The 11500-nt window shown below is 69.1% G+C and carries 11 protein-coding genes and 2 pseudogenes; 4 read left to right on the top strand and 9 right to left on the bottom strand.

Annotated features, from left to right (window positions below):
* From A6V29_RS17065 to A6V29_RS17050, 4 genes are all read right to left on the bottom strand, one after another.
* A partial coding sequence (locus A6V29_RS17065) for a 3-oxoacyl-[acyl-carrier-protein] synthase III C-terminal domain-containing protein (protein WP_137161414.1) occupies window positions 1-970 on the bottom strand: 970 nt, incomplete at its 3' end.
* Window positions 963-1253 carry an acyl carrier protein gene (locus A6V29_RS17060; protein ID WP_170977931.1) on the bottom strand — a complete coding sequence of 97 codons (291 nt, stop codon included), beginning with the start codon at window positions 1251-1253 and terminating at the stop codon, window positions 963-965. The genes A6V29_RS17065 and A6V29_RS17060, both read right to left, overlap by 8 nt.
* The gene (locus tag A6V29_RS17055; RefSeq protein WP_170977930.1) at window positions 1250-2074 is read right to left on the bottom strand and encodes an aldo/keto reductase; all 825 of its coding nucleotides are present in this window, start codon (window positions 2072-2074) and stop codon (window positions 1250-1252) included. The genes A6V29_RS17060 and A6V29_RS17055 overlap by 4 nt, the downstream gene beginning before the upstream one ends.
* Before the next feature lie 56 nt (window positions 2075-2130).
* A complete protein-coding gene (locus A6V29_RS17050; RefSeq protein WP_170977929.1) occupies window positions 2131-3132 on the bottom strand; it encodes a porphobilinogen synthase in 1002 nt (333 codons plus the stop codon).
* 681 nt (window positions 3133-3813) lie between these two features.
* On the opposite strand from A6V29_RS17050, the gene A6V29_RS17045 reads away from it, so the two are divergent.
* Entirely contained in the window at window positions 3814-4395 is a 582-nt protein-coding gene (locus A6V29_RS17045; RefSeq protein WP_170977928.1) for an amino acid permease, read from the top strand.
* Between the two features lie 558 nt (window positions 4396-4953).
* On the opposite strand, the gene A6V29_RS17040 is transcribed toward A6V29_RS17045, so the two are convergent.
* Both A6V29_RS17040 and A6V29_RS21790 read right to left on the bottom strand, forming a co-directional pair.
* Window positions 4954-5421, bottom strand: coding sequence for a M78 family metallopeptidase domain-containing protein (locus A6V29_RS17040; RefSeq protein WP_137161409.1), 468 nt, complete (start codon window positions 5419-5421; stop codon window positions 4954-4956).
* Between the two features lie 305 nt (window positions 5422-5726).
* Window positions 5727-5870: pseudogene (locus A6V29_RS21790) on the bottom strand (ArdC-like ssDNA-binding domain-containing protein); the annotation flags it as partial.
* A 1181-nt stretch (window positions 5871-7051) separates the two neighbouring features.
* Between A6V29_RS21790 and A6V29_RS17035 the strand changes: the two are divergent.
* The 3 genes and pseudogenes from A6V29_RS17035 to A6V29_RS17025 all read left to right on the top strand — a co-directional run bounded on the left by A6V29_RS17035 (window position 7052) and on the right by A6V29_RS17025 (window position 8363).
* Window positions 7052-7260 (top strand): annotated as a pseudogene (locus A6V29_RS17035) (helix-turn-helix transcriptional regulator).
* Window positions 7261-7438: 178 nt separating this feature from the next.
* A complete protein-coding gene (locus A6V29_RS17030; RefSeq protein ID WP_137161407.1) occupies window positions 7439-8095 on the top strand; it encodes a hypothetical protein in 657 nt (218 codons plus the stop codon).
* Between the two features lie 55 nt (window positions 8096-8150).
* A complete protein-coding gene (locus A6V29_RS17025) occupies window positions 8151-8363 on the top strand; it encodes a hypothetical protein (protein WP_249933307.1) in 213 nt (70 codons plus the stop codon).
* Between the two features lie 29 nt (window positions 8364-8392).
* Here the strand turns inward: A6V29_RS17025 and A6V29_RS17020 are convergent, their stop codons facing one another.
* From A6V29_RS17020 to A6V29_RS17010, 3 genes are all read right to left on the bottom strand, one after another.
* Window positions 8393-8614 (bottom strand): KTSC domain-containing protein, encoded by a 222-nt coding sequence (locus A6V29_RS17020; protein ID WP_137161406.1) that lies wholly within the window; start codon window positions 8612-8614, stop codon window positions 8393-8395.
* A complete protein-coding gene (locus A6V29_RS17015) occupies window positions 8611-10371 on the bottom strand; it encodes an ATP-binding protein (RefSeq protein WP_212719526.1) in 1761 nt (586 codons plus the stop codon). Before A6V29_RS17015 ends, A6V29_RS17020 begins: the two co-directional genes overlap by 4 nt.
* A partial coding sequence (locus A6V29_RS17010) for an SIR2 family protein (RefSeq protein WP_212719523.1) occupies window positions 10364-11500 on the bottom strand: 1137 nt, incomplete at its 5' end. The genes A6V29_RS17015 and A6V29_RS17010, both read right to left, overlap by 8 nt.

Raw genomic sequence — 11500 nt, 5'->3', positions numbered from 1 at the left:
CACCAGGAACCGCGAAGAGCCCCTTTCTCAGGACCGCGGCGCCCCAGTTCTTGTGTCCCGTCGCGAGGAGCAGGAACTGCTCACCCTCGGCAGGGTCGTCGGACGATGCTGAATCGAAGAGGTTGATGAGGGTGTCGGCCGAGAAGGCGTGACCCAGCCGAGGAATGTTGTCCAGCCAGAGCTGATCCGGGCTGAAGCCACATTGGCGCGCCATCATCTCGTTGACCGCGCGGTTGTAGGTGCTGGTCAGCAGCTTGCGAACATCGGATACCGGGACCTGGGCGCGCTCGAGCGCCGTCGCTGCGGTATGGCGCGCACCCTTGACCGTCCCCATCAGGAACGCTGCAAGGTTGCTGTCGGCGCTCAGGTCCCACATCGCCGGGGCGCTGTGCTGAAGGAGGGTGCACACCTCGAAGGCGCCGATGCCACCGTCGGAGACCCCTGAAGAGAAGGAAACCAGGCAGCTTGCCGCCGCATCGCTGAGCACCGAGACGTCCGGCCACATCACCCGCAAGTTCTCGTCGTGCGGAGAGGCCTGGTCCGTCGTCACCACGAGGACGTTTCGGAGCCCCTCTGCGCGCACGAGATTCGCCGCCATCCGCAGCGAGCTGATGAGGTTCGCGCACCCAGGCAGGAAGACGCCCACTGGAAAGGCGTTCGTCAGGCCAGCGGAGTCCATCAGCCAACCGATGTCGGTCTCGGTGTACAGCCGCTTGTCCCAGAAGCTCATCGAGGCATAGATGACCGCGTCGACCTCTGCGGGAGCCACCGAAGCCCACGCCATGGTCTGTCGGCATGCGTCCAGCGCGAGTTCAGCCGGGGACCGGTGACTGTGTGCGTAGTGTGAGAGACCTTTCGCCTTCAGCCCCGCCAGGCTCTCGGGCCGTTCGGAGAGCACACCGATGGAATCGATGGGCGTCGCCTCGCCCACGACCGAGGCGATGCCCCGGACGAAGACAGGTTCAGGCATGGTCGGCCAGATCCTTGCCCTGTGCTTCCGCCACCATGGTCACGAGCTCCACCACGTCGCCGAACGTCTTGACCTGATTGAGCTTCAGTACGTCCTCACTCAAGTTCAGCGTGAACTCGTCCTCCAATGCGACGAGGAACTCGAGAAAGCTCAAGGAGTCCATCCCCAGGGATTGCAGCAACGTGCCCTCCTCCACCTCCACGGTCCGCAGCGCAGGAGGCAGCGCCCGGTGGAGGCAAGCCGCGACTCGTGCCTCCACGTCCGGCCTCGGCTCGGGGTTCACGCGGCTCTCCGACGACCCTCGAGTTCACACACGAGCTGTACGTTGTGCTCGACCTCAGCCACCGTCCGCATCCCGACCGGGATGGTCGCGACGGAATCGAAACCGAGGATGTACTGCATGGCGACCCGATAAGGGTCTGCCGTCAAGGTGCCCTCCGGGTCTATTTCCTCGATCAGTGCCTTCATCAATCCGCCCGTCAGCGGTCGCATCGGCGCGACCGCGACCCCGCGCCGTTTGGCCAGGTGTACGAGTTCCAGCTCTGCATTGCGGTGGAAGTAGTTGAACTGCGGCATGACGACCTGGAAGTGACCGCTCTCGATAGCGGCACACAGCGCTTCCTCGCGATACCCCGAGATTCCGATGAAGCGAATCTTGCCTTCGTCCTTGAGCGCTTCGAAGGTGGCGAGCACGTCATCGTTCACGAACTCGCGCCAGTTGTCCGCTCGAAAGGGCTTGGCTATAATCCCGTGAACCCGGAACAGGTCGACGTAATCGGTCTTAAGAAGCCGGAGGCTCTCTTCGAGAGAGGCCCGGATACCTGGAGCATCCATTCGGTCGAACATGTTCTTCGTGGCAATGAAGAGCCGGTCACGTGGGCGCCCCTCGAGGGCCAGCCCGAGCATCCGCTCGGACGCCCGGTCCGTGGACCAACCATTGGTTGGGACCTTGTTGGCGTAGGCCGGTGCGGTGTCGAAGAAGTTGATTCCTCGGTCGATGGCGGCAGCCACGGCGTCGAGTGATAGCCGCTCATTCGCGCGCTGGTCGTAGCCGGGCAGTTGATAGTTGCTCAGCCCGATGGGCGCGGTGCCGAATCCGAGCACGCTAACCTCGACCCCTGTGGAGCCCAGCGGTCGCCGAGGAATCTCTTCGCCGCCACTCACGAGTCGCGGAGCCATTCCACGGCCTCCTTGCACCAGTAATTGAAGATCTTGTCCGCGCCGGCGCGCTTCATGCTGACCAGGTACTCGAGAACGGTGTCCTTCTCGTTGGCCCAGCCGCGCTCCGCGGCTGCCTTCACCATCACGTACTCCTTCGAGACGATGTATGTGGCCACGGGGACCCGGAATTCCTGCTTAACGCGACTGATCGCGTCCAGGAAGATGGTCGCCGGCTTCACCCCGATGTAATCGGCGCCCTCGGCCAGCTCGACGGCGGTCTGCCGCAAGGCCTCCTCGATGTTACCGACGCCGATCTTGCTCTCCAGCGTCTGCTGGTAGGCGTTCCGCGCCATCGGCGTGCCGTCCAGCATCGCGTGCGACAAGGTCGAGGCGAAGTTGATCGAGTAGGCGAGAATCCCGACGTCAGCGAGCTGCGCATCGTCCAGGGCGGCACGCATGGTGCTCACGGCGTGGTCCACCCGGCCCAGGGACACGACCATGTCGGCGCCGGCACGTCCTTGGGCCACGGCGTGATCGGCGAGCTCCTTGAGCGTCGCCGAGTGGTCGACCTGGCCGTCCTCGGACACGGTGCCGTAGTAGCCCGTGCTGCGGGCCATTCCGAAGTAGCCATCGACGAGCTTGGTCACATCCGGGCAAGCGTCAGCGATCTGCTCGATGACCTTCGCTTCGAAGGCGATCGACGCCTGCACGTCGCTGGTCGTGAGATCGTCGGGCCTCGGGCGTACGACGAAATGGCGGACTCCCAGGTCACGCACGGCCTTGATCTCATCAATGGCCTTGTCGACCGGGTAGTAGAAGATGCCCGGCATGTTCTTCACTTCGGTGGCGCGCGTGATGTCATTGCGAATGAAGACCGGGTGGCAGAGGTCGGCCACGGTGAGCCGCTGCTCGGCGATGAACTCGCGCAGATGCTCCTGGCGCCGCATCCGCCTCAGAAGTGGCTGCTGACTGGATAATGGGGTCAGGTTCATGCGATTCATCCGAATTCCTCCCTGAAGTGGTCGGCGTGCAGAAATTGGTCGCTGAAGCATTGTCGAACCGAATCAGGGCGTCGTCACCATAGCGGACGCTCTCGCTGGACGTCGTTTTCCCCCAGTGGGTCGTTCTCCGGCCGACTCATTGTCGAGGCATTGGATCAAGGCCCTGCCCCGGAGCGGCCAATGTCGTGGGCTGCCGGCATCCGATGGCGGTCCCGGACGTGCGGGTGGGTCAATAGTTCCTGCCGAGCAGTACCTGTCGAAGAACGGTCCGCAGGGCGTTCGTTCCGGAGTCCGTCGCGACGTCCTCGCCGAGGACCAGACGGACTCTAATGGCAGGATCGAGTGCCGTAAACCCCTCCCGTCGATCTGCTCCGCGAGACTTTATGGACCCGTCGGCGGTGACCGTACACCGGGGTGGTCCGACGGTTGGACGCCTCGCACGAGGCGTCTCGCGGGGTCAGCGTGCTCTGCTCTGCGGCCAGGGGGATTGGCCGATCTTGATCCGCTGCCTTGTGTCCAGTGGATGGGATTGCGGCTTCCGGTACGAGCGGGACTCCGTGTAGGTTCTGCCCTGCCTTTCTGGCGGGTGGGCACGTCCTGTGCGGCCCTTCCCGGGGGCGCTCGATTCCGGGACCGGGAGTCCGTGTGGCAATGGCGGGGCCGCGGCGTGAAGGGGCGACGATGTCGAGCGGGGGAGCTTTGCCGTCGAAGGTCGAGCAGGGCTCACTGGAGCTGCCGCAGGCGATCGCGCTGCACGTCGGCGCCGCGCTGGGCACCGGGGTCCTCTTGCTGCCGTCGTTGGCCTACCGACGTGCCGCGCCCGCGTCCCTGATCGCCTGGGCGGCGCTCATCCTGCTCTCGGTGTCACTGGCGGCGACGTTCGCAGCACTCGCCCCGCGCCATCCCAACGCCGGAGGCGTGTCGCACTTCGTGCGTATCGCCTTCGGCGGTCGCGCCGCGGCGGTGACCGGCTGGTGGTTCTACTTCGGCGTGATGGCGGCGGCGCCGTCGGCCGCTCTCATCGGCGGCCTGTACATCGCCGATCTGCTGGGTCGCGGGTACACGACGGCCGTCGTTGCGGCCGTCGTCATGCTGGTGGTGACTTTCACGATGAACGCGCTAGGCGTGCGACCGTCTGCCCGGCTGCAACTGGTGGCCTCCGGCCTGCTCGCCGTGGTGATGGTCCTGGCGAATCGTTGTCTCCGTGCCCCACTTCAACGCCGGCAACCTCGTGCCCTTAGCCCGGATTTTTCACGACCATGATCACTTCCGTGATAGTCGGGGTTAGGCGCGGGATTGGATCGATCACATGTAGATGGAGCCGTCGGGCATGACCGTGCCCAGCTGAGGGCGATAGGTGCCTGAACCCTGAGGTCGGTGCGGCCGGCGGTCGAATTGTCCTGCTCGCGTTGGCCAAGTACTCCTTGGCCTTCGTCGCGAAAACCTCATCGATGATGCCCTGCTGGACGAGGGCGTCCAGGTTTGTCACGGTGATCTTTCCGAGAGCTGATCCCTCGATGGACTGCCTCTGCCGCCAAGCGGCCAGTTGGATAGCGCTCAAGGGGACGAGCTCACCCTGGCGCGGGGGCCAGTTGAATATCGTGTTGGTGGCGGCCTGAATTATGGCGATGTCGGACTCGGGGAGGATTCCGTGTCTCGGGCGTGGTCTCCCGGCCGGTGTTGGGGGCGGCGACTGTCGTGGTCGTGGTCATGGCAGGTTCTCCTTCGGTGCTCTGCGCGGTGGCGGTGCTCTCGGTGGCGGTGCTCTCGGTGGCGGTGCTGTCTGCGGGGGTGGCTGCGGTCATGTCGCGCTCTCTCCGCTCAGGCGGTGGCGAGGACGCGGGCGCGGGCGCCCCCGGGCTGCGCGACCGGTCCGGCGGGCGGTGCGCTGTCCCCGTCCCCCGGCGGGTTCTCTGTGCCCTCGCCGCCGTCGAGGTGGTCGAGGATGCGGCGCGCGGCGGCGGCCACCGCCGCCGCGGCGGCGCGCACGACATCGGTGTCCCCGGCCGACCAGGCGGCGACGTAGGGGACGGTGTAGGCGCCGGCGTCCAACCCGGCCCAGGCGGTGACGATGTAGGCGACGGACTCGGCTTCGGCTTCGGCCTCGGCCCGGCCGCGGCAGCCCCGGTAGTCGTAGCCCTCGGCGGCGTGCCCGCACTCGATGTGGGCCAGTTCGTGGGCGAGGGTCTTGACCGCCTGCGCGTCGGCGACGTCCGGGCGGATCCGCACGGTGCGGGCTTGCGGGTCGGTAAGGCCGTTGGCCTGCCCGCAGGCCTCGCGTACGAGCATGTAGCCGTGCGCGGTGACCTGGGTGGCCAGCGCGTCCCACAGGGCGACGGGGCGTCACCGGTGAGCAGCTCGGGTGTGATGTCGGGCAGCGGGTCACCGTCGGTCTGGGAGATGTCGAAGACGTGGGCGACCCGGAACCCGCGCAGCACCCGCGCCCCCCGGCTGGTCGGCGCCCCCGCCGGCCGGCTCCCCCGCCGTCCCCGTCGCCGTCGCGGCGGCGGGTGCGCCCGGTCGGTGTCCTGCCCGGTGCCGGCGTCCTTGCGCGTGTAGGTGCAGGGGGCCAGGACGGCGAGCCCGGTGGACCCCTTGACCACGCTTCGGCCCAGCTCTTTCCAGGTGGTGAACCCGAAAACGCGGGTCGGGCTGATGCCGAGCCGCGCGGCCTGCAGCTCGATCAGCAGCTGGTTGTTGAGGCTGTAGGTGTGGAACTTCGCAGCGGCATCCAGCATCGCCCGCCACTGCGGATCGGCGGTCAGCTGCTCGACCTGCTCGCCGATCTGGTCGTGCAGGGCGGCGATCCTCGCTGCCCGCGCGGCGTCGGCTTGCTCCCGCTGCGCCGGACTCCGCTGCGCCCGCCGGCTTCGGCTTCCCCTGCCGGTCCGACGGCTGCTCGTGCCGCTGGCCGCGCTGCTGGTGCTAGTCATCTGGACCCTCCCGGAACTGGAGCCGACACCGGTACGGGAGGAACTACGGAACAGGTGTCCTGCCACCCATCCCCCGGCCCGTCCGGCACAGAGCTCTGCTCAGGGGCCGGGAGCGACGGCGGGGGACGACCGGACCAAGACTGCTTCCGCAGCGGAGCGCCCGAAGGGCGGAAGGATCTGGTCCGGTCGGGAGGAGACGGCGCGAGAGGCCCCTACGCTGAGCTGCCGGACGGGTCGGGGGACCAGCAAGGAACCCGCCGGAGGCGGACCTTGACGACGGCGCAGCCGGCGCCGCGCGCAGCGTGGCCCGAAGGGTGCTCCTGACTCGCGCCACCGGCCGCGGCGCGACGACCATGTAGTTGGCGCGCTCGCCGGTCAGGAAGCCCCGGTCACCCGACACGCCGCAGACGTCCCTGGCGGACCGGTTACGGGTACCGCGCTCTCGCCGTGCCCCGGGTGCGGTGTCGAACGCCATGAGTCGAGCGTGGGCAGCTCAGCGCTCGACCAAGGGCGTCCATCCGGATGCTGTGACCAGCAGCCGTCGTCCACAGGGACCAATTGCGCGCGAGCGCCTCGATGCTCGCGCCCTTCATCAGCAGACTGGAGGACAGGAGGAAAACTGGAGGAACCCGAGATCAGCAGCGGACCTACAGTGGTTCTCCAGTCCCTGTGCGAACCCGGGTCCCCGACTGTCGCCGGGCCCACCGGAGAAGGTGCTTCACAAGCGCGGGCGCCGCAGGTCGGTCACGGTCCCGGGAGACCGCTGGCCGGTACGGGGCCGAAGCCGGCCGCAGGACGGGGCGCCGACCTCCCGACGCCGGCGAATGCAGGGCCTCTAGCGCTGACTGGCGACGCGCCAGGGGCGCCCGCTGCAGGAGAACAACCGGAGATCGTCAGACAAATCTGGCTGTGAAGTGTCACCACCGGGCCCGAAATGGCGCCTTCTGTGGTGAAGGCACCGCCACCGACGACCCCCGGAGCCAGCCATGCCCGACCCCACCGCCGATCACGAGCCGAGTTGCTCACCATCACCGAGGCCGCGGACGTGCTCCGCGCCCCGGTCGCCACTCTCCGGTACTGGCGACACCTCGGCACCGGCCCGAACAGCTTCCGACTCGGCCGGCGCGTCCTCTACCGTCGCGCCGACCTGCGCAGCTGGATCGACGCACAAGCAGCCCAGTCCTGGCATCGATAGCCCCGCCGCCTCCGGAGAGCGGCTGGACGGTACACGGGGCCGCTTCCCAGTCCGGGCACAGGGTGAGGCCTGTGTCCACCCCCGCGCGTGGACAACGACGGCGATCCACAGAAGCCGAACAGGCGAGGCTCCGGCAGCGCCGGAACGGGGACGCTCCCAACACCGAGAGGAGCAAGCGATGGGATGGATGGGCCCGGTCGTGGACGGCCAGGAGCACGAGGGCTGGGTGGTGCCGCTGTTCGAAGACGGCGCGCAGGGCGCCGGCACCAGCAGCGCCCGCGGTCGGCTGATAGCCCGCCGGCCCGACGGCGGGCCGTGCAACGGCGACCGGGTGCGGCTGACCTACCGCGACGGCCCCACCGCCGAGGGCGTCTGGCAGGACAGCACGGTTCTCCGCGGCGACGGGATCGTGCATGCCCACACCGGCGGCCAGGTTCGCCATGAGGTGATCGACCAGGCCGAGGAGTGGCGCCCGGACGCCGCGGTCGTCGGCTGGGCCGCCGGGTGCACCTGCGGCTGGCGCGGCACCCCCTGGACGCGCGTCCCGCCGGAGCTGGCCGACCCGGCGGCGCGGCGACTCGCCACCGCCGGCCCGTGGGCCGATCTGGAGGCCGCCGACGAGCACCGGGTGCGCCAGGACTGGTGCCGACACATCGTCGGATGGCAAGCCCTCGAGGAGGTAGAACAGGCTGCCGCCCGGGAGGCCGCCGCCGCCCGCGCGCTGGACGACGCGGTGCGCGCTGCACTTGTGGCCGGGGCCCGCTGGGCCGACATTGGCCGGGCCACGGGCATAACCGACCGGTCGGCCACCGAGCGGTGGTCCACCCGAGGCTGAGCCGGCCACCGGCTACCCCAGCCCGAGCGAACAAACCACGCCGGGGCAGCGCACCGTGCTCGTCGTCGACCTCGACCGAGACCCGCTGGCGCCGCCGCGCGCCCTGGAAGAGATCCTGCTGCGCCGGGGCACGTGGGAGGACGACGACCGACGGGAACTGGGCACCGGCGCCCAGCCGCTGCGCCTTCCGGCGCCCCTGGCCCCACCACGCACCGAGTTGATCTCACTGCTGGCACGGAAGGTAGGCCCATCCAGGTTCAAGGGCTGACGTGTACGCCCGACGGCTCTGCGCATCCATCAGCCTCCGTGCCGGCCGCGAGGCTTGTGGTTGAGGTGGTCGGCAATGTACTTCCCGCGTGACTGGCCCTGTGCTGTGAACGCCTCCCAGACGTGTGGCGGGCAGGCGGCGTACCAGTACTCGACGCCGTTCGGGAACCGGACGTAGATCGTCTCAGCCTCGGCGTCGTATGCCTCGGCGACGATGCGTTCGGAGCCGCCGATATCGGTCCACTCGATCATGGCTGTGGATCGTAGGTGCCGCGCCATGCGGCCAGAGCTGGCGCGAGGTTCGGCGGGGAGATCTCGCGGCGCCACGGTTCGAGTGAGGGGTCCTCTGCCCGAGGCAAAGGGTCGGGACGGTCGACCAGGGTGCGGGCCGGGAGCACGACTGCTTCGCCGCTGACGATGGCTTCACCGGTCCGCAGTGACGGCAGCACGGCCGCCAGCCCTGTGACGCTGTCGGGGAGCGCTGCGCGGATGGCGCCCTGGTCCTCGGCGTTCGACAGCCGCAGCGCGATCAGCGTGCCCACCTGTGCGAGTGCGGTCTTGGGCAGCTCGGTCGGGCGTTGGGAGACGAGCATGAGCCCGATCCCGTACTTGCGACCTTCGCGAGCGATCCGGTTGGCCGAGTTCCGGGTCAACGTGCTGGCGCTCTCGCCGAGGTAGCGGTGCGCCTCCTCGAGCACGACGAGAACAGGGCTGGGCCGCCCGATGCCCGGGCCGTCCGGCTCACTGCGGAGAGCGACCTCGAAGAGCAGGTCGAGCACTACGCCGATCGCCAGGTCGGCCGCTTCCGCGGGAACGCCGCTGAAGTCCAGCACCGAGACGGGCTGACCGTCTCCGAGCCATTCGTGCATCACGCCGTCGAGCGGGTCGTCGCCTTCCGGGTCGGGTCCGGGCTCTTGGAAGAAGCGCAGCCGCGGATCGAGCAGGCCCAGGCGGAGCAGGTCGGGGGTCGTGCCGTACACGCCGTAGCGGGGCCCCTGGTGGGGCGGCTGGCCGCCTGGGCCGTACGGTTTGAACTGCGCCGGACGCAGCGCCGCCGGGTCTCCGAGGTCGGTCTGGCACCTGGTGGTCGGGTCGCCCTTCTTCGCGCACGTCTCGCGGTTCTCGGCGTCGAGGGTGTGCCAGATCGGGCGGATGTCGAAGGGCACGGGGGTATCCGCGGTCACCGCGGTCGGATCGAGGGTCAGCCATGCGGCCTCCTCGACGAAGCTCCGCCGCGCGCCGGCCACGAGCTCGGAGAACCGGTTCGCGAAGGTGGCGCCGCCGGGTGCGCCCGCGAAGATGCGGACGATATCGCTGGCCGGCAGCGCCCAGTACGGCACCCGCAGGCGGTCGTCCCCCTCGGTCAGCACGCTGCGCACCGACGCGTGGCCCGCGAGCGCGCGGGCGTACTCGCCGTGCGGGTCGATGACGATGATGTTCGCCGCGTCCCAACCTCCGGAGACGAAGCCCTGCAGCAGCGCGGCGACCGTGCTGGTCTTGCCGGCTCCGGTGGAGCCGACTACGGCAGCATGGCGGACGACGAGTCGGGCGGCGTCAAGGGCGACCGGCACCTCCTCGGCGGCGGCGAGTCGCCCCAGTCGGAGATGCCGCTCTCCCGGCGCCGGGAAGATCGCGCGCAGCTGGTCGGGCGTGGCGAAGTGAACGGGGTCGTCCAGCCCGGGGTAGGAGCCGACCCCACGCTGGAAGCGGTTCGTGGCGCGATCGATCTCGCCCAGCAGCTGAACCTGCAGCCAGCGTTCCCCGCGCTGCACCGTCTCGACGGGTACGACAGCACCGGCGAGCTCGGCGATACCGACGAGGGTCACGGTCGCGACGAGGTCGATCAGTCCTTGCGGAAGTCGGACGAGCGACCCGACCTGGCCGACGGGCTGAATGGATCCGCGATAGATCGGCGCTACCCCGGCGAGATCGGCGTCGAGCGCGACGGTCACGGTGGCGCCGAGCACATGGCGGACCCGACCGATACAGGTCGGGTCAGGCTCAGCCACCGCCGACTCCACCGGAGCCGACCGTCCTCGCACCTACGCCCGCTCGCATGTCATCGTCCGCCTCGCGCGTCGAGCTGCGGGCGAGGTACTTGGCGAAATGACGGAAGTCGCGCAGGGCGAGCCTGCCGCCCTCCCAGACCCCGGGCGCCGGGTCGGCCGGCACCGACCAGTCGGCGCGGACACCGCCCAGGATTGCCTCGGTCCCGGTGACGACCTGAAGGTTGGGCGTGCGGAGGGCCCGAGCGGCGAGCTGGTCAGGGATCTCCGAGTAGCAGAACGCGACGAACTCCGACCGTTCCCGCCGGGCTGCCGCATCGAAGATCAGTTCGTTGAGATGTTCGTCGGCGAACGAGTATCCGGCGATGAGCAGCAGCGTCTCGGGTTGGTGCAGGGCTCGACGGAAGCGGTCCTGCAGGACGACGAAGGGCACGCGCCGCGATTCCTCGTACTTGGTGTCGGAGGGGTAGATCGCCGCTGCGTGACCCTCGGGCACCGGCTGGCCGAGCCGCACGATGTGCCGCTCGGCGGTCCATGCCCAGTTGACCGAGCCGTGCAGCTTCCACAGCCGGGTGAAGAACGCCGGGACGGCGTCCTCACCTGAGCCGGTGGCGGCCTCGACCAGCTCGGTGTGGAAGCGGGCCTGCAGGGCGCCGACGAAGCCGTCGAAGTACGCAGCCCGAAGGCGTTCCAACGCCGTCTCGATGAGCAGGTCGTAGTTGACGGTGAACAGCTCGAGCGGCAGGTGGTAGCCGGCGCGGGCGGCCCAGGCGGCGAAGTCGAGCATCGGTGCGAGGTCTGCGGAGCCGAGATCGAGCTCGGCGACGATCGCACGGCACACGGTCGCGTCGAGGGCCACCGCGTCCTCAGCCGTGAGTCCGTCGATGCGTTGGTCGCCGGACAGCAGCGCCGCGATGCGGCGGAGCCGGCTCAGGACCTGCTCCAGGTTGCGCCCGGTCAGCTGCCGCTCGAGCGCCACGCGGTCGCCGTCGTCCAGCCGCTGGAGCACCTGCTTCTGCAGTGTGGCGATGTCGGGCAGCCCGCAGGCCCGCGATGCCCCGGCGCCGAGGAATGCGCACACATGACGTGACCGGGCGGCCAGCTTGGCGCTGGGGTGAGTCCCCTGGAGTGG

The organism is Blastococcus sp. CCUG 61487 (assembly GCF_005222955.1).
GTDB lineage: Bacteria > Actinomycetota > Actinomycetes > Mycobacteriales > Geodermatophilaceae > Blastococcus.
The sequence above is the reverse complement of the archived record's forward strand: the minus strand, read 5'-3'. Positions and strand labels throughout refer to the sequence as shown.

What these genes read in the sequence shown, in the direction of transcription:
- A6V29_RS17020 (WP_137161406.1), bottom strand. Translation starts at nt 8,614, where the DNA reads ATGATCGAGTGGACCGATATCGGCGGCTCCGAACGCATCGTCGCCGAG.
- A6V29_RS17040 (WP_137161409.1), bottom strand. Translation starts at nt 5,421, where the DNA reads ATGCTCGTACGCGAGGCCTGCGGGCAGGCCAACGGCCTTACCGACCCG.
- A6V29_RS17045 (WP_170977928.1), top strand. Translation starts at nt 3,814, where the DNA reads ATGTCGAGCGGGGGAGCTTTGCCGTCGAAGGTCGAGCAGGGCTCACTG.
- A6V29_RS17030 (WP_137161407.1), top strand. Translation starts at nt 7,439, where the DNA reads ATGGGATGGATGGGCCCGGTCGTGGACGGCCAGGAGCACGAGGGCTGG.
- A6V29_RS17050 (WP_170977929.1), bottom strand. Translation starts at nt 3,132, where the DNA reads ATGAATCGCATGAACCTGACCCCATTATCCAGTCAGCAGCCACTTCTG.